Annotated in this window: 15 protein-coding genes; 4 read left to right on the forward strand and 11 right to left on the reverse strand. The window is 65.5% G+C overall.

Annotated elements, in window-relative coordinates; all coding sequences use genetic code 11:
• Positions 1-146: 146 nt before the first annotated feature.
• The 3 genes from WQQ_RS04895 to WQQ_RS04905 all read right to left on the reverse strand — a co-directional run bounded on the left by WQQ_RS04895 (position 147) and on the right by WQQ_RS04905 (position 6,050).
• Positions 147-1,529, reverse strand: a complete 1,383-nt coding sequence (locus WQQ_RS04895; RefSeq protein ID WP_007183963.1) for a DUF1329 domain-containing protein — start codon at positions 1,527-1,529, stop codon at positions 147-149.
• A gap of 83 nt (positions 1,530-1,612) precedes the next feature.
• Complete coding sequence (locus tag WQQ_RS04900; RefSeq protein ID WP_007183782.1) at positions 1,613-4,063, reverse strand: efflux RND transporter permease subunit; 2,451 nt, start codon at positions 4,061-4,063, stop codon at positions 1,613-1,615.
• 367 nt (positions 4,064-4,430) lie between these two features.
• On the reverse strand, positions 4,431-6,050 hold the full coding sequence (locus WQQ_RS04905) for a flavin-containing monooxygenase (protein WP_007183965.1): 1,620 nt from the start codon (positions 6,048-6,050) through the stop codon (positions 4,431-4,433).
• Positions 6,051-6,326: 276 nt separating this feature from the next.
• Between WQQ_RS04905 and WQQ_RS04910 the strand changes: the two genes are divergently transcribed.
• The 4 genes from WQQ_RS04910 to WQQ_RS04925 all read left to right on the forward strand — a co-directional run bounded on the left by WQQ_RS04910 (position 6,327) and on the right by WQQ_RS04925 (position 14,173).
• Positions 6,327-8,966, forward strand: a complete 2,640-nt coding sequence (locus tag WQQ_RS04910; RefSeq protein WP_237715011.1) for a winged helix-turn-helix domain-containing protein — start codon at positions 6,327-6,329, stop codon at positions 8,964-8,966.
• A 412-nt stretch (positions 8,967-9,378) separates the two neighbouring features.
• Entirely contained in the window at positions 9,379-10,821 is a 1,443-nt protein-coding gene (locus WQQ_RS04915) for an aldehyde dehydrogenase (protein WP_007183967.1), read from the forward strand.
• 152 nt (positions 10,822-10,973) lie between these two features.
• A complete protein-coding gene (lipP1, locus tag WQQ_RS04920) occupies positions 10,974-11,909 on the forward strand; it encodes a LipP1 family hormone-sensitive lipase (RefSeq protein WP_007183968.1) in 936 nt (311 codons plus the stop codon).
• A gap of 107 nt (positions 11,910-12,016) precedes the next feature.
• A complete protein-coding gene (locus WQQ_RS04925; RefSeq protein ID WP_007183969.1) occupies positions 12,017-14,173 on the forward strand; it encodes a PQQ-dependent dehydrogenase, methanol/ethanol family in 2,157 nt (718 codons plus the stop codon).
• A 163-nt stretch (positions 14,174-14,336) separates the two neighbouring features.
• On the opposite strand, the gene WQQ_RS24605 is transcribed toward WQQ_RS04925, so the two are convergent.
• The 8 genes from WQQ_RS24605 to WQQ_RS24825 all read right to left on the reverse strand — a co-directional run bounded on the left by WQQ_RS24605 (position 14,337) and on the right by WQQ_RS24825 (position 25,536).
• Positions 14,337-15,356, reverse strand: a complete 1,020-nt coding sequence (locus WQQ_RS24605; RefSeq protein ID WP_007183970.1) for a CobW family GTP-binding protein — start codon at positions 15,354-15,356, stop codon at positions 14,337-14,339.
• Between the two features lie 5 nt (positions 15,357-15,361).
• A complete protein-coding gene (locus WQQ_RS04935; RefSeq protein ID WP_007183971.1) occupies positions 15,362-17,383 on the reverse strand; it encodes an acetoacetate--CoA ligase in 2,022 nt (673 codons plus the stop codon).
• Between the two features lie 26 nt (positions 17,384-17,409).
• Positions 17,410-18,228, reverse strand: a complete 819-nt coding sequence (locus WQQ_RS04940) for an SDR family NAD(P)-dependent oxidoreductase (RefSeq protein WP_007183972.1) — start codon at positions 18,226-18,228, stop codon at positions 17,410-17,412.
• A gap of 34 nt (positions 18,229-18,262) precedes the next feature.
• Positions 18,263-20,512, reverse strand: a complete 2,250-nt coding sequence (locus WQQ_RS04945) for a hydantoinase B/oxoprolinase family protein (RefSeq protein WP_007183973.1) — start codon at positions 20,510-20,512, stop codon at positions 18,263-18,265.
• A gap of 23 nt (positions 20,513-20,535) precedes the next feature.
• The gene (locus tag WQQ_RS04950; RefSeq protein ID WP_007183974.1) at positions 20,536-22,671 is read right to left on the reverse strand and encodes a hydantoinase/oxoprolinase family protein; all 2,136 of its coding nucleotides are present in this window, start codon (positions 22,669-22,671) and stop codon (positions 20,536-20,538) included.
• Positions 22,668-23,105: an acetone carboxylase subunit gamma gene (locus WQQ_RS04955; RefSeq protein ID WP_007183975.1), complete on the reverse strand. Its 438-nt coding sequence runs from the start codon at positions 23,103-23,105 to the stop codon at positions 22,668-22,670. The genes WQQ_RS04950 and WQQ_RS04955 overlap by 4 nt, the downstream gene beginning before the upstream one ends.
• Before the next feature lie 14 nt (positions 23,106-23,119).
• Positions 23,120-25,042, reverse strand: coding sequence for a hydantoinase/oxoprolinase family protein (locus WQQ_RS04960; RefSeq protein ID WP_007183976.1), 1,923 nt, complete (start codon positions 25,040-25,042; stop codon positions 23,120-23,122).
• A gap of 80 nt (positions 25,043-25,122) precedes the next feature.
• Positions 25,123-25,536, reverse strand: a complete 414-nt coding sequence (locus WQQ_RS24825; protein WP_007183977.1) for a PaaI family thioesterase — start codon at positions 25,534-25,536, stop codon at positions 25,123-25,125.
• Positions 25,537-25,696: the final 160 nt, after the last annotated feature.

A 25,696-nucleotide genomic window follows, 5' to 3' on the forward strand; every position in this document is an offset into this window, starting at 1 on the left:
TGCATTTGCACTGCATTTTTGTCCCTCTCCTGCGGGAGAAGGCGGGGATGAAGGACTCGCCGCGATAGCCAGACTTCGCTATCCCTGCGAGTCCCTCATCCGCCCTGTCGACACCTTCTCCCGGCGGGAGAAGGCATCTCCATTCCTTACGCGCCGAGTCGGCCGATGGCCTGCGGCGTCAGGTACTTGTTGTAGACGTCGATGCCGCCTTCGCTGTACGTCGACTTGTAGCCGCCGGTCACTTCCTTGGCCTGCACGAAGCGCGACAAACGGTTCGACTGCACGTCGTGGCAGATCACCGCCACCCACGACCACGCCGGCTTGCCGTCGACATCCTTGATCGTCAGCTTGTCGTTGCTGTACTGCGCGTAAGCCGGCTCGAACGACTTCCAGATTTCGCCGCGACGGTCATAGGTCACGTAAGACACGTACATGCCGTTGCGCACGTCGATGCAGGTGCGCTTCTTGCCCACCGGCGCACGCGGATAACCCGTCGGCTCGGCTTCGATGATCACGCACTCGGGGATCAGCTCCATGTAGGTATCGTGGAAGCTCTTGCCCTTCGGGCCGCCATGCACCGGACGCTCGTAGTTCGGATGCGAGCCGCCCATGAAGTTCTTGTTGCCGATGGCACCGAGCATTGGGCCACGACCGACGATCTTGTAGTTGCCCCAGGTCTGCATCGGGTCGCCGGCCGCCCAGGCGTCCGACAGGAACAGCGTGATGCCCGGCACCAGCGGCTCGAAGCGCTGGTTGGTCGGGAACTGGCGCACGCGCTTGAACGCAGGCAGATAGCCGATCAGGTCCGGGAACTTGCGCTGGTCATAGTACCAGGTGTTCAGGAACGAGCTGCCCTTCACGTCGTTCGGCGAGGTGAACCAGACCGACTGCAGGCGCAGCAGGTCGGCACGGTTGTTCCAGGTCGTGCCGTCGACGCGCGCGGTCGCATTGAGCTCGGCCCAGACGAAGTCGTACTGGTAGGAGACTTCACCGTCGGGACCGATGTCCCAGTCGCGCACCGCGTACTGCGAATAGTCGTGGCGGCCCCAGCTCAGCGTGAGGTTCGCGGTGAATTCGTTGGCTTCCTTGGCATCCGGGAACGGGCTGCCGCCGATCCACGGCTTGCCGTCGGCGTTGTAGACGTTGCCGTCCGGTCCGAACTTGGCCTTGCCTTTGTTCTTCAGCGTGGTTTCAAGATAGGAGGCCGGATAGAGCTTGGTGACATCGCGAGTCGATTCGACGATGTTGATGCGCCGGCTCATCGTCTTGACCTGCTTGTAGGTGACCGGATCGAGCAGATCCTTCACCGCGTCGACGTTGTCGGCCGTCAGCACGTCACCGGGCTTGATCTTGCCCTTGGTGTACATCTCGATCGACAGCAGCTCGTCCGGATAGGCCTTCGACACATCGGCCGAGTGCGCCAGCTCCGGCCACATCGGCGCGAGTACGCCGGCCGTCGCAGCTCCCATCATGGTCTTCTCGAGGAACATGCGGCGGCTGTAATTGAAATCGAACTTGCGGATATGCATCGGTCATCTCCTCTGGTGCGGATAGCCCATCGCCGTAGCGACTCGCCCTGCCGCTTTCATGGTTGATTGAAACGAGTAGGACTTCAGGTTGCGCCGGCCAACGAATTACCGTGACCTGCGCCATGGCTGGCCGTGTACTGCGACAGATCGACGCCTTCGCCTACCAGCAGGTCTTCGCGTCGCAGGAAGCGCGGATTGATCAGCCAGACCAGCAGCGGCAGCACCACCAGCGCCAGCACCATGTTGATCAGCATCAGCAGGTCGAGCAGCAGGCCCATGTCGGCCAAAAACTTCAGGTCCGACAGGAAGTACCAGGGCGTGATCCCCAGCAGCATGATCGACGCCGTGAACATGATCGCCTTGCCCGTCGTGCTCAGCGCCGCCGTGTTCGCGCGTCCGATGTCGCGGCCCTGCGCGTGATACTCCTCGCAGATGCGGCTCAGCAGGTAGATGCCGTAGTCGATGCCCACGCCGACGCCGATCGACGCCACCATCAGCGAGTTGATGTCCAGGCCGATGCCCATCAAATGCATCGAGGACAGCAGCACGAAGTTCGACAGGTTCACCGGCACCAGCAGGATCAGGCCGGCCACGATCGATTTGTATGCGTAGCTGCAGCCCAGCAGGATCGTGAAATTCAGCAGGCCGATGATGACCCAGTGGTAGCGCTCGACCACGTCGTTCATCGCCTGCTGCAGCGCGATGGTGCCGGTGCCCAGGCGCACCGTGAACGCGTCGTGATCGGCGCCGACGGTTTCGACCGCTTTCTTGGCTGCGGCGAGCGCCGAATCGACCGTCTCCTGCTTGTTGTCCTTGTACCAGAGCGAGACGGTGCCGTTCTGGATGTCGAAGTTGATGACGTGCGAGAACGCTTTCGGGCTCGAGCCGAGCATCACCGCGATCGAGGCCGCTCCGACCATTTCATTGGTCGGGTCCAGCGGCAGCCACTTCGGGTTGCCGCCCGAGAACAGGCGGTTGCCTTCCATCAAATAATCCGCGAACGACAGCGTCGCGCGCGGCGGCTCGCCGCCGTTCTCCATGATGTTCTGCAGCTGCAGCATCGTCATGATCGTCTCGGCCTGGCGGCCGACGCGATCCGGGTTTCGCTGGTCCTTGGCTTCGAGCACGATCTCCAGTGTGTTCACACCCGGGAAATTGCCGTTGATCTGGCGCACCGCTTCGTTGTATTCCGAATCGTCCCAGAGCAGGTTGCTGCCCTCCACCGGGTTGCCGATCTTGATCTGCAGGCCGGTGATGATCGCCGCCGCTCCGCACACCGCCACGATCACCGCGGTGACCTTGCCGCGCTTGCCGTAGGTGACGTTGGCGATCGATTCGAGCAGCTTCTTGAACCCGCGGTTGAACGGCGTCTGCGCCGCTTCGGCACCCACCAGCTTCTCGATATTCTTCGGTGCCGGCAGCGCCGCCAGCAGCAGCGAGATCAGCACCACGCCGGTCGGGATCAGCCAGATCGCCCAGAAGCCGCAGAACAGCGCGAAGCGCTCCATCGCCGGAATCGGCGCCAGCGCGATCAGGAAGATGCCGACGATGTCGGTGAAGATGCCGAGCACCGACGGCGCCATCATCACGCCCATGGTGATCTCGGCTGCCTTCTGCTTGTCGCGCACGTGCGCGTAGATTTCGTAGTACCGCTCGGTGAACTGCACGCAGTGGGAAAAGCTGCGCGCCACCAGCAGCAGCGGCACGATCATCAGCAGCGGTTCGATCGGCGACTTGAGCCAGCCGACGAATCCGAAACCCCACACCGCCGCCACCAGGCTCGTCACGATCGGCGTCACCACGCCGACCACGTTGCGCATGTACAGCGTCAATGCGATCACGAGCAGGCTCAGCGTGACCGCGAAGATGCCGATCATCTGGCTTTCGTATTCGTAGACCCAGCCTGTCAGCGCCGGCTGGCCCGCCAGGTAGATGTCGTGGTCGGCGTCGCGGTTCTTGTTAACGAGGTTCTGCACGTACTGGAACGCTTCGCCGTAGTCGAGCCGCGATTCGATGAAGGTGGCGTTGATCAGCGTGCTGCTCTGGTCCTGCGAGACCAGGAAGGTGCGCGCGTTCGGCGATTTGTCGAGGTTGTTGCGGAAGGCATCGATGTCTTCCTGCGTCTTGGGCACCGAATCACCCATCAGCGGCCGCATGTCGATACCGTAGGGCGTCGCCTCGGCATAGCGCGCCTTCTCGGTCGCGATCGACAGGATCTGGTCGTGGTCGACGCCCGGCGCCAGGTCGATGTCGCGCGTCATCTGCCAGACCTTGTTCAGGGTCTCGGCATTGAAGATGTCGCCGTTCTTGCGCTTGACCATCAGGGTGACGGTCAGCGGGTTGCCGAAGTTCGGGTGATCCTTGAACACCTGCACGAACGGATCGTCCTTCGGCAGCAGGTCCGAGAAGATCGTCTTGAGCTCGACATTCCTCAGCCCCACCGCAAAGAACGCGGTGATCACGATGAACACCGCCCAGCTGGTCTTCTGGTGACCAATGATCCACATCGCGAGACGTTGACGCAGGGAGTACATGGCTTTCCTCGTTTACTGCGTGACGTGCAGGCAAACGCCTCCTCGCGGCGCGTTCACTGCCGTACGCATTCAGCACTGATATTCGTTAGACCGATGCGGTCTGCGGGTCGGCGCCTGGCCTGATCGACAGGCGCTGCTGGCCGATCGTCACCGGTCGCACCTTGATGCGATCCGGTGACACATCGTGTTCCGGCGCTACCGACTTATCGCAAGGTTCATGATGGCTTGGTCTCTCTCATCGCATTCGCTTCCGCATCCCTTACGACCGACGCGGCAATTGTTATAAATCGACTATCGATCTTCGTTCGCTACCCAACAACTACACGAAACGGGTAGCGGATCGATTCATCGTCACGACGAACGACACTCACGAAATCGCAAAACCCCGGTAGCCGTCCTTCTCGACTTCATCGCAGATCTGGCGATACGGACCCACGCCCAGATACGGCATGAAGACGCGCGGCTTTCCGGGCACGTTCGCGCCCATGTACCAGGTGTTCCCGCGCGGGAACAGGGTCGAATTGGCGACCTCGTTGACGTGCGCGACCCAGTTTTCCTGGGCTTCCGGCTTCGCCTCGACGCGCGTCAGTTTCTGCTGTTGCAGATGACCGAGCAGGCGGCTGACCCATTCCACGTGCTGTTCGATCGAACAGAACATGTTGCTGAGCACCGACGGGCTGCCCGGGCCGGTGATCGTGAACAGGTTCGGGAAACCGCTCACCATCAGCCCGAGCAGGGACTTCGGGCCTTCGGCCCAGGCGTCCTTGAGCTTGATGCCGCCCTTGCCTTCGATCTCGAAAGCCAGCAGCGGACCGGTCATGGCGTCGTAGCCGGTCGCAAAGACCAGGCAATCGACTTCGACGAGTTCGTCGCCCATGCGGACACCGGTCTCGGTGATCTGATCGATCGGCTTCTTGGCGATGTTCTTCAGCGTCACGTTGGGACGGTTGAAGGTTTCGTAGTAATTGGTGTCGAGGCACAGACGGCGCGTGCCGACGAACTGTTCCTTCGGGATCAGCTGCTCGGCGATCTCCGGATCCTCGACCTTCTCGCGAATGCGCTCGGCCAGATACTCCTGTGCCGTCTTGTTGGCCTTCTCGTCCATCAGCAGATCGCCGAACGACACCATCAGCGCGAACGGCAGGCCGTTGTCGTACTTGGAGGCGTAGATTTCGCGCCGCTCTTCGTCGCTGACGTCGAACACCGAGGCGGCATACGTCGGCGCCGGAATGCCGACCAGATGCGCACGCGCCTCGTTGCGCAGCGTTTCGTAATTGCGCTTCACCTCGGCCACGTAGTCGGGCGTGAGTTCGCGGTTCTTCGCCGGCAGGCTGTAGCTCGGCGTGCGCTGGAACACGTAGAGATGCTCGGCCTGTTCGGCGATGAGCGGAATCGCCTGGATGCCCGACGAGCCGGTGCCGATCACGCCGACGCGCTTGCCGCTGAAATCGACCGGCGTCTTCGGCCAGCGCGCGGTGTGGTAGACCTCGCCCTTGAAATCGCCCATGCCCGGAATGATCACGTCCTTGGGCACCGTGAGGCACCCGGTCGCCATCACCACGAAACGCCCGGAGACCTTGCGTCCCTGCCGGGTCTCGATGTTCCAGATGCCGGCCCGGTCGTCGAAGCGCGCGGCCGAGACTTTCGAATCGAAGGAGATGTCCCGCAGCAGATCGAAGCGCTGCGCGACGTGGTTGGCGTATTCGAGAATCTCGGGCTGGGTCGCGTAGCGTTCGGTCCAGGTCCATTCCTGCTGCAGGGCAGCATCGAACGAGAACGAGTACTGCACGCTCTCGACGTCGCAACGCAGGCCCGGGTAGCGGTTCCAGTACCAGGTTCCGCCCACGGACGGCCCGGCTTCGAGGATGTGCGCCGAGAGCCCGAGCTGGCGGCATTGATGGAGCATGTACATGCCGGACCAGCCGGCTCCCACGATCACGACATCGAAGTCTGCGCGGGGGGGGGTGTTGTTCAGATCGTCGGCCATGGCCTTCCCACTTAACGGTGACATTGGTCGGCGAACACTATTGAGGGGCCTAGCCAGCCACTACTACCCGCTTCGGGTAGGGCTTCACCCGGCCCCACTGCGATATGGTCCGTACCAGGAGAAAACATTAAAACTACGGGTATGCGGTCGATGAACAAGCTCAGCCGCCTTGCGGCCCCAGCATCGCACGATCCTTCGAGCGGTTTGCCAAATGAACCCTCGGGCGGAACTTCGGGCCCCTATACGGGCCGCTACACCTCGCTGGTGCCTGCGATGATGAGTCAGCGCATCCTGCGCGAAGACATTTTGAGCCGCGTGTTCGATGCCGCGTTCGAGCCGATCGTGGTCCTGCAGGCGCCTGCCGGGCACGGCAAATCCACCGCACTGCAACAAATCCGCAGCGAGAGCACATCGCGCGGCATCCGTTGCGGCTGGCTCAGCCTGGACGAATCGGACAACGACTCGACACGGCATGCCACGCATCTGCAGAAATTGCTCGCGCAGATCTTCGATGCCCGCGGCCAGGTCGCACTCGGCCACCTGGAGGCCGGTGCCGCCGCCTCGCGGCATCAGGAGCGCAGCGACTGGTTCGTCGAAAAGCTCGACGGCGACAAGAGCCCGATCACCTTGTTCGTCGATGAGTTCGAAGTGCTGTCGAATCGCGCGATCCTGTCGTTCTGGCGCGATTTCCTGCTCAAGCTGCCGGCGCATGTTCGCGTCTTCATCGCCAGCAGGACGCTGCCCGACATCGGCATTCCACGGCTGACCGTCGCCAACCGGGTACTGGTCCTGCACGCCGCCGACCTTTCGTTCTCGCTGGACGAAGTGCAGCGCTTCTTCTCGTCGGCAGGCATCCTGTCGATGCAGGACGGCGATCTCGAAGCCGTGCATCGCTGCACCGAAGGATGGCCCGCAGCGATCCAGCTGTTCCGCCTGGGACTGTCGCGCCGGCTGCCGTCCGATGCGCTGCGCCGGATCGATCAGTACCGTCCGCGCGAACTCGCGGACTATCTGACCGAATGTGTGCTCGAGGGCCTGTCGCCCGACACGATGCGCTTTCTCGAACGCACCTGCATCCTCAATCGCCTCGGCGCGCAGGTCTGCAACGCGCTGACCGGACGGTCGGATTCGATGCAGCAGCTGCTGCGGCTCGAGAAGCTGGGGCTGTTCGTGAGCCCGCTCGACGATCATCACGTCTGGTTTCGCTATCACACCCTGCTCGCGACGCATCTGCGCGAGCAATTGCTCAACCAGCATCACGCCAAGTTCCGCTCGCTGCATCGCCAGGCCTCGGACTGGTTCTACCAGAACGGACTGTTCGAGGACGCGATGCACCACGCGGTCGCTGCCTCGGATTACTCGCTTGCAGCCGACATCTTCGAAACCTGGTCCGAAAGGCTGGTTTCCGACGGCGAAATGACGATCGCCGAGCGCTGGCTCGATTGCATTCCGCAGGCCGAAGTCATTCGGCGTCCGCTGCTCAAGCGGCGCATGGCCTGGGCGCTGATGTTCCTGAACCAGCGCAACAAGCTGTTCTCGCTGATGGGCTCCGACGATCCATCCGACTGGTATGCGGACAGCGACTCGCTGCAGGATCTGCCGGTGGTCGCGATCGCCGCCGTCTGCACCGACGACATGGCCAAGGCATTCTCGAGCGTCGAGAAAGTCTCGTCTCTGAGCGGGGCCAGCGACCGCTTCAACAACTTCGAGCTCGCCGCGGCGGCCAATCTCGATGCCTACCGGCAACTGGTGATCGGAGACTTCAAGCAATCCGAAGTCCGCATCACCGCGGCGCGAACCTTCAACAAGCTCGCCAATGCCTCGTTCACCTCCGGCTACACCGACTGCGTCAAGGGCGTGACCTTGCTGATGCACGGCCAGACCCAGGCCGCGCTCGATCTGTTGCGCAACTCGCTCGCATCGCAGCGCCGCGCACTCGACATGCCGTTCGCGACGGCTCCGCTGGCGGCTTGCTACATCTGGGCGCTCTACGTCACCGACGACTTGGACACCGTGCAGCTGGTGCTGTCCGAATATCGCGAAATGCTGCTCAAGTGCGCGATTCCGGATTTCTTCGCCGTCGGCGTGCTGTCGGCGGCGCGCTGCCTGCGCGCACTGCATCGTGATGCGGAAGCGCACACCTTGCTATCCGAAGCCGAGGTCCTGTGCGTTCAGGGTCGCTGGCCGCGCATCGCATCGCTGATCCGGCGCGAGCGTCTGTTCGGCGCCACCGGTTCGGCGGCTCCGAAGCACGGCGTGCTCAGCGACGGGCCGCAGCATCGCTTCGGCATCGCCGACCACTGGATGCCCTGCGGCGAGCTCGCCATGGACCCCCAGCTCGGATACATCCGGCAAGCCATCCGCACCAAGCGCTTCGAGGAGGCCGCGGCCGAGATCGCACGCCTGCACGAGCTGCATTCGGAGTCGATGTTCATCAGCACGCAGCTGGGCTTCGGCAAGGCCCTGCTGCTCGAAGCACGCGGCCTGGCGATGCCGGCCGCGCGCCAGTTCTCGACGGCGCTCAAGATGGCGCACGAATGCGGCTATATGCGCATGGTGATCGACGAAGGCAAGTCGATCCGGCATTTGCTGGAGGGCTTTCTGGCCTCGACCCAGGCGATCGGCGACACCGCGATCCGTCGCTTCGCGACCGATGCCCTGGCCCGGATCCAGGGCGGAGGCCCGTCCGCCGGGCTCGCGGTCTCGAACGTCGCGCCGGACCTCGCCGCATTCAGTGAGCGGGAGCGCGAGATCATCGAGTGCCTGCGCCAGCGCATGTCGAACCGGGAGATCGCGGACGCCACCAGCATTTCCGAGAACACCGTGAAGTTCCACCTCAAGAAGATCTTCGGAAAGCTCGGCATCAATCGCCGATCGGAAGCCTTCGCGGTGATTTCCGGCATCCGGTCGGACTGAGCACGAGCCGGCGCCCGCGGACCCGGAATCGGGAGCCCGCAAGCGCTGGGCTCCAGGGCTGCCGCCCGGAATTCCGTGGCCGGCTGCCGCCCCCTGCGGCGCGCTCGTGGCCCTGCCGGCCCCGCCCCGCAGCGTACCTGCGGCCGCCGCACCGTCCTGCTACCCGCTTCGGGTAGTGGCTGGCCTCCTGGGCGCCTCCTAACGTAGCTCGCGGATTCGCGTTCGCCGTGCCGCCGCCGGTATCGGGCGGCATCGACGTTTCGACGGTGGTGCCGGATATCGGTTGTCTCCGGGCCACCCGGTGGGCCGCCTCGATGACGCAGCAGGCTTGGCTTCATCGAGCCGGCACGCAGCTGCTTGGAAGTTGGACGTTTCAATTTGTGCGCCGAGTACATAACGACAGGAGAACCGCATGACCAGCATCAATCACACCTCCCGCTTTTTCATCGGTGGCAGTTGGGTGGAGCCTTCATCGAACCAGGTTTTCACGCTGGTCAATCCATCGACCGAAGAGGTCATCGGCACGGTTCCCGAAGGACAGAAGGCCGACATCGACCGCGCGGTCGCGGCGGCGCGCGCGGCGTTCGACGGCAGCGGCTGGCGCGATGTTCCGGTGACCGAGCGCACGGCCGCGCTGCGGCGCTTCGGCGAGGCCCTGCAGCGCCGCAAACCCGAGCTCGCGCAGAGCGTGTCGCGCCAGAACGGCATGCCGGCCTGGCTCAGCAGCTTTTTCGAAGGCGACGTCGCGCTGTCGCTGATCGAGTATTACGCCGGCCTGGCCGAGCAGCAGGAGACGCGCGAGACGCGCGCCTCGCAGATGGGCAAGCAGACCCTGGTCGATCGCGTCCCGATCGGCGTGATCGCCGCCGTGGTGCCGTGGAATTACCCGGTGACGCTGGCGATGACCAAGATCGCGCCCGCGCTCGCGGCCGGCTGCACCATCGTCATCAAGCCCTCGCCGGGCACCGTGCTCGACAGCTACATCCTCGCGGAGGCGGCGATCGAAGCGAAGCTGCCGCCCGGCGTGATCAACTGGGTCGCGGCCGATCGCGATGTCGGCGCCTATCTGGTCTCGCATCCGGGCGTCGACAAGGTGGCGTTTACCGGCTCGACCGCGGCGGGACGCATCATCGCGCGCGAATGCGGCCAGCTGCTGCGCCCGGTCACGCTCGAACTCGGCGGCAAGTCCGCAGCCGTGGTGCTCGAAGACGCCGATCTCGGCCAGCTCGCGCAGAACCTGCCGATGGCCTCGTTCCTCAACAACGGCCAGACCTGCTTCGCGAGCACGCGCATCCTCGCGCCGCGCAGCCGCTATGCGGAAGTGGTCGACGCGGTCGCGAGCGTCGCCGCGCAGCTGAAGGTCGGCGAGGCGCTCGACGCCGAAACGCAGATCGGGCCGATGGCCTCGTCGGCGCATCGCGATCGCGTCGAGCAGTACATCGCCAAGGGCCGCAGCGAAGCGCGCCTGGTCACCGGCGGCGGCAGGCCCAAGCACACCAGCCGCGGCTGGTTCGTCGAGCCCACGGTGTTCGCCGACGTCGACAACAAGGCCGTCATCGCCCAGGAGGAAATCTTCGGACCGGTGCTGGCCGTGATTCCGTACGGCGACGAAGCCGAGGCCGTTCGCATCTCCAACGACAGCGCCTTCGGTCTCGGCGGCACGGTCTGGAGCCGCGACGAAGCGCGCGCACTGAACGTCGCCTCGCGCATCCAGACCGGCACCATCGGCATCAACGGCTATGCGCCGTCGGTGGGCTCGCCGTTCGGCGGCGTGAAGGCCAGCGGCCTCGGCCGCGAACTCGGGCCCGAAGCGCTGAGCGGCTACTGGCAGCTGAAGTCGACCTACGTGATGTAGCCGCTGCCGTCGTCCGCGATCTGGCGCTACTGCCGTAGAAGCACTCGCTCGCAGCGGGGAAGCCGCCGAGCGTCGCATGTTCGTGCGGCGTTCCGGCGGCTTCCCCCGCTCGATCGAAACAACAAAACCAAGAACCAACCGAGGAGAAAACCATGCCTTTGGACCCGCAACTCCAGAAGTTTCTGGGCGATCTGGCGGCCGCCGGAGTGCCGGAATTCAACACCCTGCCCGTCGATACCGCGCGCGCCGGCTTCAAGCAGCTGCTCGCGTCGTTTCCATCGACGCAGTCGATCGCCGGAACCGAAGATCGCGTGCTGGCGGCCGATCGCGTTTCGGCCCGCATCTACACGCCGAACGGAACCGGGCCGTTTCCGGTCCTGCTGTTCATCCACGGCGGCGGCTGGGTCATCGGCGATCTCGACTCCTACGATGGGATCTGCCGCGAACTCTGCGGCGCGGTCGGCTGCATCGTCGTCTCGGTGGACTATCGGCTGGCGCCCGAGCATCCCTTCCCGGCCGCGGTCGACGATTGCGGCTTCGCGCTGCGCTGGCTGATCGAGCATTGCGAGGAAATCGGCGGCGATCCGCAGCGCATCGCCATCGGCGGCGACAGCGCCGGCGGCAATCTCGCGGCGGTCACCGCGATCGAGGCGCGCAAGACCTTGCCGGGGCGGCTCTGCGCCCAGTTGCTGGTCTATCCGGTCGCCGGCTACGTCGGCACGCCGAGCGCCTCGATGATCGCCAACGCCGAAGGCTATCTGCTCACGCAGCGCGACATGGTCTGGTTCACCCGCGACTACCTCGGCCCCGCGCACGACAGCCAGAACCCGCGCTTCAACCTGAGCCGGGCCGAGGATCTGTCGGGGCTTCCTCCGGCGCTGGTCATCACCGCCGAGTTCGATCCGCTGCGCGACGAAGGCGATGCCTATGCGGATGCGCTGAAGAAAGCCGGCGTGAAGGTCGATCACTCGCGCTACGACGGTGCGATCCACGGCTTTCTGTATTTCTTCCCGGCCTTCGACATCAGCGGCCGCGTGATGAAAGAAGCCGGCGAGTGGCTCAAGCAGCAGTTCGCTCGAGCGCGATAGCGAAATCGCCCATCGAGCTCGTACCCCGCAGTCTTTTCGACAATACCGACACGAAACCGTCGGCGCGCTCGGCTCGCCGGCGTTTCCCTGCAGATGAGGTCCATACGATGAAAACGCATCTCCTGGGCATGATGGCGCTCGGCATCGCGCTCACGGCCTGCAACGGCAAGAAGCAAAGCGACGCCGGCAGCCCGGCCGAATCCAAGGCCAGCGCCGCCGCCAGTGTCGACGCCGCGCGCCTGACCGCGGCCGACAGCGAGCCCGGCTCGTGGATGAGCTACGGCCGCACCTACGACGAGCAGCGCTTCAGCCCGCTCAAGAAAATCAGCACCGCCAACGTCAACGGCCTGGGCCTGGCCTGGAGCTACAAGCTCGACGTCGATCGCGCCACCGAAGCCACGCCGGTGGTGGTCGACGGCGTGATGTACGTGACCGGCGCGTTCTCGATCGTCAGCGCGCTCGATCCGGTCACCGGCAAGGAGCTGTGGAAGTTCGATCCGCAGGTGCCGCGCGACAAGGATCGCGACGGCTGCTGCGACGTCGCCAATCGCGGCGTCGCGGTGTGGAAGGGCAAGGTCTTCGTCGGTGCCTACGACGGCCGCCTGATCGCGCTCGATTCCAAGACCGGGCAGAAGGTCTGGGAAACCGACACCGTCATCGATCACGAACGCAGCTACACGGTCACCGGCGCACCGCGCGTGGTGAAGGGCAAGGTCATCATCGGCAACGGTGGCGCCGAGCTCGGCGTGCGCGGCTACGTCGGCGCCTACGATGCGGACAGCGGCAAGCTGCTGTGGCGCTTCTTCACCGTGCCGGGCGATCCGTCCCAGCCGGCCGAAGACAAGGCGATGGAGATGGCGCGCAAGACCTGGAGCGGCGACACCTACTGGAAGTTCGGTGGCGGTGGCACGGTCTGGGACGCGATGGCCTACGACCCCGATCTCGATCTGCTCTACATCGGCACCGGCAACGGCTCGACCTGGAACCGCCAGGTGCGCAGCCCGGGCGGCGGCGACAACCTGTTCCTGTCGTCGATCGTCGCGCTCAAGCCCGACAGCGGCGAATACGTCTGGCACTACCAGACCACGCCGGGCGACAGCTGGGACTACACCGCGACGCAGCACATCATGCTGGCCGACCTGACGATCGGCGGCGAGAAGCGCAAGGTGCTCATGCAGGCGCCGAAGAACGGCTTCTTCTACGTGCTCGATCGCGCCACCGGCAAGCTGCTGTCGGCCGACAAGTACGCGCCGGCCAACTGGGCCACGCACGTCGACATGGCGACCGGACGCCCGGTCGAATCCGAGGTCGCCGACTGGAGCGGCAAGATGCAGGTCATCTCGCCCGGCCCGCTCGGAGCGCACAACTGGCAGCCGATGTCGTTCAACCCGCAGACCGGCTACGTCTACATTCCGATGCAGGAAGCCCTCGGCGCCTACGTGCCCGACCCCAAGCAGACCTTCAGCGGAAAAGGCACCTGGCACATGGGCTCGCAGCCGCTGGCCCTGCCCGAAAACCCCGAAGAGCTCGCCGGCATCGCCGCGCTGCACAAGGGCCATCTGATCGCCTGGGATCCGATCGCGCGCAAGGAAGTCTGGCGGCAGGACCACGTCACCGTCTGGAACGGCGGCACGCTGAGCACCGCGGGCGGCCTGGTGTTCCAGGGCACGGCCGATGGCCGCTTCGTCGCCTACTCGGCCGACAAGGGCGAAAAGCTCTGGGAAACGCCGGCCAACACCGGCGTGATGGCGGCTCCGATGACCTACGAGATCAACGGCGAGCAGTACGTGACGGTCGCAGCCGGCTGGGGCGGCGCCTTCCCGCTGGTGCTCGGCGGCCTGTCGGAGCCCGCGAAGGTGCGCGCGAGCGCCCGCGTGCTGACCTACAAGATCGGCGGCACGGCCTCGCTGCCGGCGTTGCAGCCGGTGGCCGCGAACCTTCCCGAGCCGCCCGAGCTCACGGGTAGCGAAAGCGAAGTGGCGCAAGGCCGCGATCTCTACAACGGCCATTGCGGCGTCTGCCACGGTATCTCCGCGATCGCCGGCTCGGTGCTGCCCGACCTGCGCTACCTGACGCCCGAGAAGCATTCGCTGTTCAACGGCATCGTCGCGGGTGCTTACGCGGCCAAGGGCATGCCGTCGTTCACCGGCACCTTGTCGGCCGAACAAGTCGATGCGATTCACCAGTACGTGATCAAGCGCGCGCACGACCTCAAGGCCGATCTGGCCAAGGCCTCGACTGCGAAGGCCGAAGCCAAGCCTTGATCGGCTCCTGCCGGGCGCGGCCGCTTCGATGAGCGGCCGCACCCGGCCCGTTTTCCAATAAGGGCAAGCTCGATCCAAGGCTCGGACGAGTGCTCCGCTACCGAAGGGCCGCTTGTGGCGCTTCTCTCTCACCCCCTTCCGTCGCCAGGCCGGAAGGGGTTTTTTATGGGCCGTCGACGAGGCCCGACGCCGGGCGCGCGACGGAATCCGTACAGGCATCCAGCGCAAGGCCGATCCGCTGCCGATCGAAAGCGGAGTTCAAGCCGATCAGCACGAGCTCGGAATGCGGCCGCGTCCGCCCCCAGGCGCCGCCATCGATGCAGGATTCGAAGCTGCCGACTTTCTGGTACAGCGTCGCCAGCGGGTAGTGCCGAAAATTCACGAAGCCCTTGGCGCGGTACACGCGGTCGGACAGCGCCTTCATCGTGCGCATGAACTCGGCGCGCTGCAGCGGCCGGTCGCTGCGCCAGACCATGCTCGCGAACGGATGCGAGCGCGGGTCCGGCACCGGCTCCGGGCGAAACGCCGATTGGCCGACACGCGTGTCGCCGAGCAGCAGCGCCAATGGCGCGGTGCCGTCTTCGGTCTCGATGATCGCGGCGCCCGGCAGCAGCCCGCCGATCGCCTCGCGCAGCTCGCGGAGCCGCTCGGCCCCCGCCGCGCCGGCTCGATTGAGCACGATCATGTACGCGCCGCGAACCTGGCGCTCGAACAGCCCGGCGTATTCGCTCGCGCGCGCATCGAGCGCATGCACGGCATCGACCACCGTCACCACGTTTTCGAGAAAAATGCGGCGCCGCAGCTTGGACTGGTTCAGCGTGCAGAGAATGTTGATCGGGTCCGACACGCCGCTGGTTTCGATCAGCAACTGCTCGGGCGCCGGATCGGAGGCCAGCAGGGTTTCGACGCCGGCGACGAGATCGTCGCGGATCGAGCAGCAGATGCAGCCGTTGGCGAGCTCCACCTGCTGGCCTTCGATCTTCACGATCAGCCGCGCATCGATGTTCAGCTCGCCGAAGTCGTTGACCAGCACCGCGAGCCGGCGGCCATCGCCCTGCGTCAGCAGGCTGTTGAGCAGCGTGGTCTTGCCCGCGCCGAGGAAGCCGCCGATCAAGGTCACCGGCAGCGCGCTGCGTCCGGCGGCGAGCTGCGCTTCGGGATAGCGATCGAGTGGCTTGAGCACGGCGCCTAGCGGCTCACGGACTTGAGTTGCGAAGGCCGCGCATAGTCGCTCGTGGTGGCGACGAATTCGACGAACCAGTCGAGGCTCGCCGGATTCATCATCGCGTCGCGGCTGGCGGCCTTGTCTACCGCCCAGCCCATGAGCAGCTTGCGCACCGGCACTTCCATCTTCTTGCCCGTGAGCGTGTACGGAATCTGCCCGACCGCGTACATGCGATCCGGCACGTGGCGCGGGCTGCAGTCCACGCGCAGCCTGGCGGCGATCTTGTCGGCCAGGGCCTCGCTCAAGGCGATGCCGGGCTTGAGCTTGAGAAACAGCGGCATGAAGAACCGGCCCGCGTCGAGCTCGCAGCAGACCACCAGGCTGTCGGCCACTTCCTCCACCTGCTCGACCACGCGATAAACCTCCGCCGCGCCGATGCGCACGCCGTAGCGGTTGAGCGTGGAATCGCTGCGACCGTAGATGTAGCAGCCGCCGCGCGCATTGATCTTGATGAAATCGCCGTGTCGCCAGACGCCCGGAAAGTGCTCGAAATAAGCCTCGTGGTAGCGCTTGTCGCCGGGGTCGTTCCAGAAGTGGATCGGCATCGACGGAAACGGTTTTACGCAAACCAGCTCGCCCACTTCATCGACCAGCGGCTTGCCGTCCTCGCTCCAGGCCTGGATGTCCATGCCCAGGCAACGGCACTGGATCTCGCCGGCGTGCACCGGCAAGGTCGGCGATGCGCCGACGAAGGCGCTGCCCACTTCGGTGCCGCCCGATTGCGAAGTGACCCAGAGGTTCTGCTTCACGTTGTCGTAGAACCACTGGAAGGTTTCGGGCGTGCTCGGCGCTCCGGCCACCAGCACCGCTTCGAGCGCGGACAGGTCGAAGTGTTCGCGCGGGCGCAGCCCGGCTTTCTCCATCATCTGCACGAAGGTCGGGCTCGCGCCGAAGTTGGTCGCGCGCGTGTCCGCGGCGAGCGACCACAAGAAGTCGAGCCCCGGATGCACCGGGCTGCCGTCGTATTGCACGATGGCCGCGCCGCTCAGCAGCGCGGACACCAGCAGGTTGTACATCGTCCAGCCCGTGGTGCTGTAGAAGAACATCACGCCGCCCGGCGCGAGGTTGAAGTGAAACGCGGTGAGCTTCAGGTGCTCGACGAGCTGGCCGACGTGGTTGTGCGTGATCGCCTTCGGCAAGCCCGTGGTGCCCGAGGAGAACATCACCCAGAGCGGATGGCGGTTGTCGACGCGCTCGTAGCGGAAGGCTACGCGCGGCACGTCGGGGCCGGCGAGCGCCTCGCTCCAGGCCATCGCCCCGGCGACCGCCGGCTCGCTTCGTTCCGGCCTCAGGTACGGCAGCCAGATCACCTGCCGCAGCGTCGGCAGGCTGCCGACGATCTGCCGCACCTCGTCCGCTCGCTCGTAGTCCTTGCCGCCGAAGCGATAGCCGTCGCAGACGAAGATCAGCTTCGGCTCGATCTGCACGAGCCGGTCGACGACGGTGCGCGTGCCGAACTCCGGCGCGGCCGAAGACCACACCGCGCCGACCGCCATGCTCGCGAGCATCGCCACCGTGGTTTCAGGCACGTTGGGCATGTACGAAACGATGCGGTCGCCCGGCGCGATGCCGAGCGCGCGCAGCCGCGTGGCGAGGATGCGCACCTGGCGTCCGAGCTCCTGCCAGCTCATGCGGGCCAGCGGCCGGTTCTCGGTCAGGTGATGGATCGCGGTTTCGTCTTCCGCCGCGCGCGCCTCGTATCGCAGCAGATGCTCGGCGTAGTTGACCCGCGTGCCCGAAAACCACTGCGCGCCGAACATGCCGCTGGCTTCGAGCACTCGCGTCGGCGGGCAGTCGGACTGGATCTCGAAGTAATCCCACAAGGCCGCCCAGAACGCCTCGATGTCGTCCACCGACCAGCGATGCAGGGCCTCGTAGTCTTCGAAATGCAGCCCGCGGTGCTGCTGCAGCCACTGCATGAACCGCGCGATCTGCGAGCGCGCCACATACTCGGGCCCAGGCGACCAGAGCGCTTCACCTTCCATCACGGCCATCTCGATCCCCTTTTCGCTCAGGTCGCCGTCCAGCCGCCGTCGACGACGATCTCGGCGCCGCTCATGTAACGCGACGCATCGGTCGCCAGGTACAGCGCGGCACACGCGATATCCCGGACCTCGCCGTATTCGCCGTACGGAATCACCGCCTTGAACGCCGCATCGATGGTCGGCACATCCGGCGTCAGTCCCAGGTCCACGAAGTTCTGCAGGAACTTCTGTCCCATGTCCGTGTGGATCACACCCGGATGAATCGAGTTGCAGCGGATGCCGGTCTTGAACTGCGCGCATTCCACCGCGACCGACTTGGTCAGCAGGCGCACCGCGCCCTTGGAGGCGTTGTAGGCGCCCAGCGCCGTCACGCCGATCAAGCCCGCAACCGACGAAATGTTGATGATGGAGCCGCCACGTCCCGCGCCACCGTCGCGCCGCATCGCGCGCATCGCATGCTTGCAACCCAGGAAGACGCCCACCACGTTGGTGTCGAGCACTTCGCGAAAGGTCTCGACCTCCACATCACCGAGCAGGCCCATGCGCTCGATGCCGGCGTTGTTGACCAGGATGTCGAGGCCGCCGAAGCGCGATTTCGCCTGGGCGATCACCGCCTCCCACTGGGCTTCGTCGGTGACGTCCTGACGCAGGAATTCGGCCTGGCCGCCCTGCGCGCGGATGCGCTCCGCGGTCTCGTTGCCGGCCACATCGTTCACGTCGGTGAGCAGCACCGCCGCGCCGACCTGCGCGAGCGCGCGGCCGGTTTCGGCGCCGATGCCCTGCGCGCCCCCCGTCACCACGGCGACCTTGCCGTCGAGCCGGAACATCCGCGCGTAGTCGGTCATTCGCGGCTCTCTTTGCGAGTCATGGCCATGTTCGCTATCCCGCACGCTTGAGCGCCGCGACTTCGGCTTCGAGCTGCGCGATGCGCACGTCCTTGGGGTTGAGCATGAACTGGCTCTGCAAGGCCGTTGCGCTCATCTTCACGCGCTCGCCCATCATGATGCCGTAGACGGTGTTCACGTCCGCGCCCCAGCACCCCATGTACGGCAGATGCGCGGGTGGCTCCGGCGTGCTCCAGGTCTTCACGAACTCGTCGAAGGGCTTGCCGCGCGCGATGCGCGCCCTGCGCTCCTGCTCGCGCAGCGCGCGCGTGCCCTGCTCGTCGACGAGGCGCGAGGCGCTGTCGTAAGCCACCTTGAAGATGTCGCGCGCGGTGTCGTCGGAGATCAGCTGCTCCTCGAGATCCTTCATCACCAGCGCCGGGTCGCGCTGCAGCACATCGCCGTAACCGCCGCCCGCGCCCTGGCACAGCATGTAGACCTCGCCGGGCTGCGCCAGCTCGAAGGTCATCGCCGACGGATGCGTCGAATACGTCGCGCCCTCGATGGCGCGCTCGTTCATGAGCCTGACGATGTCGAACGGCACGCGCTCCGGATTCTTCTGCAGTTCGTCGAAGACGTTGATGCCCTTGATCTTGCACAGCGGATACGCGGGCGACGCGTAGCCGCCGAACAAGGGTTGCGCGGACGGGAACAGCGAGCCGGTGCAGCCGGTCATGTAGCCCCACAGCGCCGAGCCGCGGAAGGTGTGGATCTGCTCGTAGCCCAGGCCGCTGCGCTGCTTGCCGAAGCCGGCGCGATCCTTGGTCAGCGTGAAGGCGCCCAGGCGCACGAGCGGCAGGTCTTCTTCCATGAGCTCGATTTCGCCGAGGTCGCAATGCGCCGCGAACGGCGGCGACACCGAATGCTCGCCGTCGCGATGGCTGCGGCCGCCCTGCCCCATGCCGTTGATGTCCGCGCAGAAATTGCCCGTGAACTCGTTGTGCTGGGTGATGCCGCCGTAGATCAGCGTGGCCGGCTGGTCGTATTGCGGCGCGACCATCGCGGTGTAGCGGTTCGGCAGGCTGTAGTTGAACTTGGCCATCGGAATGCTGGCGATGGTCATGGTCTTGAACAGCGGAATCAGGCTCATGGCCTGCGGCGTGTCGAACGAGCCGTTGACGATGGATTTTTCGTCGAACACGAAATCGAACGGCGTGAACACCGCCATCGTGAACGGCAGGTCCGGCCACACGTTCTGCATCCAGCCGCTGTAGAGCATCGTCTTGAACGAGGCCTGGCAGGTGTTGATCGAGCGATTGACCAGCTCGGGCGACGAGCCGCGCATGTCCACGGTCAGCTTGTCGCCCTTGACCGTGATCGCCATGTTGAGCTTGAGCAGCGCGCTCTCGCGCAGCGTGGAATCGGCGAAGGACACCGTGCGCATGGTGCCGTCCGGCAGCTCGAGGATGCGCCGCCGAACTTCGTCGACGACATCCTCGATGTGCTTGCGCAAGGTCATGATGAGCGCTTCGGCGCCATGCTCCTCGAGCAGCTTGACCACGCGCTCGCGCAGGCGCAGACAGGAATGCAGGCGCACCTTCATGTCTTCGAGCTGCAGCTTGGGATCGCGCACCGAGTTCTGCAGGAAGGTGACCAGATCGCGCTTGAGCTCGAAGTTCTCCACCACCTTGAACGGCGACATCTTCAGGCCTTCGTCGAACTTGCTCTCGGCCGCGGCCGGCATGCCGCCGGGCTCGGTGGCGCCGTTCTCGCCCTCGTGGATGGTGGCCGACACCCAGCACACCAGCTGCCCGTCCCAGAACACCGGCATCATCATCGACTGGTCGGTGTTGTGGATGCCGCCGTAGCGCGCGTCGTTGTGGATGAAGCCGTCGCCCTCGCGCACGCCGACGGTCGGTTCGTCGGTCCAGTACTTGTTGATGAACTTGATCGGGTAGAACACCGCGGCGGCGAAGCCGCCGACGCCATGCGGCGCGATCATCGACAGATCGCCGGCCGCCGTGAAGATGCCCGTGGTCATGTCGCCCCACTTCGCACCGGGCGCGGCACCCATCTGCTCGATCATGGTGTTCGATTCGTCGAGCGCCGAGATGATCAGGCCGCGAACCTCGTTGATCTTGTGCGGGTCCACTTCGCCCGACAGCAGCCGCTGTTCGATCTCGCTGCGCGGATCGATGCGATGGTTCTCCATGATCGCCGGGTCCGGCGCGTAGAACAGCTTGTTCTGCCGCACGAAGCGGTCGAGCATCGCCTGCTGGTCGGGCGTGATGTTGTTGTCGTTCATGAGCGCTTTATTCCTCTGCCGTCTCAGGCGTCGAGCCGGGTGAACCACACGGCGTTCTGGTCCGCCGCGGTATAGCGCCAGCCCGGTTCGATCAGGTAAGTGGTAGCCCGCGTGACCACGATCGCGGGGCCGTCGATCCGTGTTCCGGGCGTCAGTGCGGCCTCGCCGTAGATCGCGGTCTTGCGCGCGCCGTCCACGCCGACGAAGTGGCAGTCGCGCGTCCCGATCGGCGGCGGTGCCGGCAGCAGCTTCTCGGGCGGCCTGATGCTGCGGAAGCGGATGCCCGGATGCTCGATGTACGAGCACACGCGGATCGTGTTGATGCGCACGCCGGCCTCGGGCGTCTGGCTGCCCGCGCCGAAGCGCTCGCCGTAGCGCTCGTGGAACTGCTCGATCAGCTTGAGCACGTGCTCCGGCGCGGTCACCCGATTCAGGTCGGTGACCACCGCGGTCTCGACGCGCTGGTTGCCGTAGCGCATGTCGAGCTCGAGGCGATAGCGCACCTGCGCGGGCTCGAAGCCCTGGCGCAGCAGGTCCTCGCGACCGCGTCGCTCGAGCTCTTCGACGACACCGTTGAAGCGGTCGTAGTCGCTGAAGAAGGCCTGGCGATTGGCGTCGAACAGCGTGGTCCAGGTGCTCATCTCGTGGATGTGCAGCTGGCTCATGTTGCCGGCGCCGCAGGCCGAGAACACCGAGGCGAACGGCGGCGCGAGAATGGTCTTCACGCCGAGCGCGCGCGCGATGCCGCAGGCGTGCAGCGGTCCGTTGCCGCCGTAGGCGAGAATCGTGAAATGCTCGGGCTCGTAGCCGCGCGTGCGCAGCTCGCGCGCGATGCCGTTGGCCATGTTGGCGTCGACCGTGCGCTTGATGAGCTTGGCGCAGTCCACCACGCTCTCGTCCATCTCGTCGGCCAGATGCGCTTCGATCGCCTGCTTCGAGCGACGCGGATTGAGCTTGATGTGACCGCCCGCGTAATTGGCCGGATCCAGATACCCGAGCAGCAGATCGGCGTCGGTCACCGTGGGCTTCATGCCGCCGCGGTCGTAGCAGGCCGGGCCCGGATCGGAGCCCGCGGATTCCGGGCCCACCTGCACGGTCTGGAACATGCGGTCGTAGTGGCAGATCGAGCCGCCGCCCGCGCCGAGCGTCACCAGGTGCACCATCGGCACGCTGACCATCCAGCGCTCGATGACCGGATTGAAATCGTAGTGCTTGATGCCACCTTCGACGACGATGCCGATGTCGAAGCTGGTGCCGCCCATGTCGGTGGCGACGATGTTGCCGAGCCCGGTCTGCAGCGCCAGGTGCTCGCTGGCCGCGATGCCCGACACCGGCCCCGAATGCACGGTCTGCAGCGCATCGGTGGAATTGAGCTGCGCCATGCCGCCCGAGTTGTGGTTGCACAGCATCGGCTTGTCGTAGCCGGCGTTGCGCAGATTGAGCTCCAGCGTGCCGAGCCCGTGGTACATCACCTGGTGCAGGAAGCCATCGATGATCGTCGACATGGCACGCACGTATTCGCCCTTGCGACCGACCACCTGGTGCGACAACAGCATCGGAATCGCACCGAGCATGTGGCCCGGATATTCCTCGAGGAAGATTTCGCGGATGCGCAGCTCGTGCACCGGGTTGACCACCGAGTTGGCGAGCACCACGACGATGGCCTCGGCGCCGAGATCGACGAGCTCGCGCAGGCGATCGCGCAGCTGGTCTTCGTCGAGCGGCATGACCACGGCGCCCGCGTAATCCACGCGCTCGCGCACTTCGAGGATCATCGGGATCGGCACGATGGGGTCGGGGCGCTGCGCGTTGGGCACGTCCATCTGCTGCTTGTGCGGCAGGCCGGTGCCATAGCCCTTGGCGCGCGTCAGCGGAACCGACGAGCGGAAACCGTCCGTCGTCAGCAGGCCCAGGCGCGGCCCCTTGCGCTCGATCAGCGCATTGGTTCCGAGCGTGGTGGCGTAGCGCACCGAATCGACCTGCGACAGCAGCTCGCGCTCGCTGATATCCAGCTGGCGGCAGGCGGTCTTCAGCGCCTCGTTGAAGCCCAGCGCGAGGTTCTGATGCGTGGTGAGCGCCTTGGATTCGATGTAGCGATCGCCCCAGGCGACGAAGCAATCGGTGAAGGTGCCGCCGATGTCGACCGAAACGCGCTTCATGCGCCTTCTCCGGTGTACAGGCGCGCGGCGCGCGGGCCGCCGTGCGCGACCGGGCGCGGATACTCCTGCCCCACGGCAGCCTCCTGCACTTCGGGCCTGTCCTTCCACTGCCGCTTGAGCGCCTCGATGTCGAGCTCGATGTCGTGTATCGGCGGATGTCCGGGCGGCAGGTATTCGGTCTCGATCATCGAGCCGCACCGCGGGCAGTAGTATTCGAGGATGCGGCACCACTGCGGATTCGGCGCGTAGGTGAACTCGTAGTGATCCGGATCGAGCAGGGGCTTGTGGATCTCGCGCGGATCGCGGTCGTAGACCAGCAGGCCGCGCTTGTAGTTTTCACGTGCCCCGATCAGCTCGGCGCCGCAGGCACGGCATTCCCATTGCTCGCTGTCCAGGTCGATGCGCAGGTTCTCGGTGATCAACACTTTTTTCATCGCGATCTCTCTCCTCAAGCCCGGCCGCTGCGACTCAGCAGCACGTCGCCGGCATCGTTGAATTCGAACTGCCAGCCCGCATCGAGGCGACACGTGAAGAAGGCTTCCTCGAGCACGGCCGGGCCTGCGGCGCGCGTGCCCGCGCGCTGATCCTCCAGTCGATACAGCGGCAGTTCCTGGCTCTTGTCCGCAAGCACCACGCGACGCCGGCCCGCCTCGACGGCCGCGTGCGAGGCCGAGCCGAAGCGGCCTTGCAGGGCGGGCTGCGCGATCGGCTTGCGCACGTTCAAGGCCAGCGATAGGCGTTCGCCCGAAGCGATCGGCGGCAGCGTCTCCGGCAACGGCAGTTCTTCGTCGCGCCCCGCACCGCTGATCGCCAGCCTGCGCTCGACGACGCAGTCTTCGAGCGCGAAGCCTTCGGCGTGCATGCCGCGGCGCGCACGGCGCGTGAGCTCATCGAGCGTGGCGGGCAGATCGTCCGCGCCGGCCAGCGGCGCCTCGTAGCGATGCTCGATGTCGGAGAAGCCCAGGCCGAACGCGGAGAACACCGCCGCAAGGCCCGGAATCAGCACGCGGTCGATGCCCGCCGCCTCGGCGATGCGACAGACCACGAACGGGCCGGCACCGCCGAAGGCCGCGAGCGTGGTCTGCGGCGTCACCTTCGTGAAGGCGTGGATGCTCTGCGCGACCTTGTCGACCCAGGCCGCCTCCATGCGGGCGGCGGCGAGCTCCTCGCTCACGCCGAGCGGCTGCGCCACGTTCTGCGCGATCGCGGCGCGTGCCCGCTCCACGTCGAGCCGCAGATCGCCGCCGAAGAAGGTCGCGGGATCGAGCAGGCCGGTGAGCACGAAGGCATCGGTGATGGTGGCTTGCGTTCCGCCCAGGCCGAACGCGGCCGGTCCCGGCGCGCTGCCGACGCTTTGCGGGCCGACCTCGATGTTGCGGCCATCGCGGCACTGGATGATCGAGCTGCCGCCGACGCCCACGCTGACGACGTTGCAGAGCGGAAACGAGACCTCGACGTTCTCGACGCGCCCGCGACGTTCCTCGCGAACGCCACCGCTGGCCACTTCGCCGATGTCGGTGGTGGTGCCGCCGATGTCGATCGACACCAGGTGCTCGAAGCCGTAGTGCTGCGCGAGTGCGCGCGAGCCTTCCATGCCGCCGCGCGGGCCCGAGCTGTAGGTCTTCAGCGCGATGGTCTTGGCGACGCGCGCCGAGTGCCCGTCGTTGCGGAAGATCAGCAGCGGGTTGCGCGTCTTGGCCAGGCGCAGCTTGTGTTCGGCGTTGTAGAGAAAGCGCTCCATCGCCGGATGCAGGAAGGCGTTGAACAAGGCCGTCCAGGTGCGCCGCACGTCATCCTCGTCCTGCACCACCTCGTGCGAATACAGCAGCGGCACCGCGCCGAGCAGATGCTGCGGAAACTTGCGCAGGAATATTCTCTTGAGCCGCGTCTCCTGGGCCAGGCGCTCCGCGCCGCCGTGTGCGACCACCACGCGATGCGCACCCGATGAGGCCAGCGTGTTGATCGCGCGGACCGCCGCCATCTCCAGCGCTTCGGCATCCTGGGACAGGTCGAGCGTGACGCAGCGGTCGCCGACCAGCGCATCGAACAGACCGGCCGCGTTTTCCGCATGCCGCAGCGACTCGCGGCTCAGGCTGCCCGTAAGCAGCAACCCGAGGCGCTGGCCCTTGCGCTCGACCAGCGCATTGGTGCCCTGCGTCGTCGAATAGCGGATGTGATCGGTGGAGGCCAGCAGCGCCACCAGATCCTCGTGGCCGTAGATGGCCTTCGATGCCTTGGTCAGCCCGTCGATGAAACAGCGCGACAGGTCGAACGGCGTCGTCAGCGTCTTGGTGCGCCAGACCGTGGACCCGTCCAGCACGCAGATGTCGGTCAGCGTGCCGCCGTTGTCGATATTGATGAGTTTTCCCACCCCGCCTCTCCTGTCTCGCCGAGAAGCAGAAGATGTCGTTGCGCGTGGAAAGCGTCCCCACCCTAAATGGCGGCCGGCCCCTACTTGGGCATCAACACCATCTGTGTGCAGCGGAACAGCGCCAGGGTTTTTCCGCTTTCCCGATGCTTGACGGTGGCATCCCAGACCTGCGTCGTCTTGCCGAGATGCACGGGTGTCGCCGTGCATTCGATCGTTCCGTCGCGCGCCGTGCCGAGATGATTCGACTTCAGTTCGATGGTCGTGAAACCGCTGGCCCCGGAAGGCAGGTTGGCGACACAGCCGTAGCCGCAGGCGGTGTCGGCCAGCGCCACCACGGTCGCCGCATGCAGAAAGCCGTTCGGCGCCATGAGTTCACCGCGAACCGGCAGATGGGCCCGCACCTCGTGCGCCTGCACCTGCGTGAACACGATGCCGAGATAGCCGGGCAAGGAATTACGGCCCCGCTGGTTGAAACCGTCGTCGTTCGTGGACATCGGCTTGAGTTCCTCCTCTTGAATGTTGAATGAGCGTAAAGCCGCGCGCCTGCACTCGCATGATCGATCAGTCAGCTTGAGTATTTCCACTGATCGAAAAAGCGCAGCGCTTTGCGCAGCAGCAAACAAACCGCGTCGATAGGAAACAGCATGAAAAAAT

This window comes from Hydrocarboniphaga effusa AP103 (assembly GCF_000271305.1).
GTDB classification, from domain to species: domain Bacteria; phylum Pseudomonadota; class Gammaproteobacteria; order Nevskiales; family Nevskiaceae; genus Hydrocarboniphaga; species Hydrocarboniphaga effusa.

Bases quoted from the DNA above. Each gene is read 5' to 3' on its own strand.
- WQQ_RS04895 (WP_007183963.1), bottom strand. From the start codon at position 1,529: ATGCATATCCGCAAGTTCGATTTCAATTACAGCCGCCGCATGTTCCTC.
- WQQ_RS04900 (WP_007183782.1), bottom strand. From the start codon at position 4,063: ATGTACTCCCTGCGTCAACGTCTCGCGATGTGGATCATTGGTCACCAG.
- WQQ_RS04905 (WP_007183965.1), bottom strand. From the start codon at position 6,050: ATGGCCGACGATCTGAACAACACCCCCCCCCGCGCAGACTTCGATGTC.
- WQQ_RS04910 (WP_237715011.1), top strand. From the start codon at position 6,327: ATGAGTCAGCGCATCCTGCGCGAAGACATTTTGAGCCGCGTGTTCGAT.
- WQQ_RS04915 (WP_007183967.1), top strand. From the start codon at position 9,379: ATGACCAGCATCAATCACACCTCCCGCTTTTTCATCGGTGGCAGTTGG.
- lipP1 (WP_007183968.1), top strand. From the start codon at position 10,974: ATGCCTTTGGACCCGCAACTCCAGAAGTTTCTGGGCGATCTGGCGGCC.
- WQQ_RS04925 (WP_007183969.1), top strand. From the start codon at position 12,017: ATGAAAACGCATCTCCTGGGCATGATGGCGCTCGGCATCGCGCTCACG.
- WQQ_RS04935 (WP_007183971.1), bottom strand. From the start codon at position 17,383: ATGGAAGGTGAAGCGCTCTGGTCGCCTGGGCCCGAGTATGTGGCGCGC.
- WQQ_RS04940 (WP_007183972.1), bottom strand. From the start codon at position 18,228: ATGACCGACTACGCGCGGATGTTCCGGCTCGACGGCAAGGTCGCCGTG.
- WQQ_RS04945 (WP_007183973.1), bottom strand. From the start codon at position 20,512: ATGAACGACAACAACATCACGCCCGACCAGCAGGCGATGCTCGACCGC.
- WQQ_RS04950 (WP_007183974.1), bottom strand. From the start codon at position 22,671: ATGAAGCGCGTTTCGGTCGACATCGGCGGCACCTTCACCGATTGCTTC.
- WQQ_RS04955 (WP_007183975.1), bottom strand. From the start codon at position 23,105: ATGAAAAAAGTGTTGATCACCGAGAACCTGCGCATCGACCTGGACAGC.
- WQQ_RS24825 (WP_007183977.1), bottom strand. From the start codon at position 25,536: ATGTCCACGAACGACGACGGTTTCAACCAGCGGGGCCGTAATTCCTTG.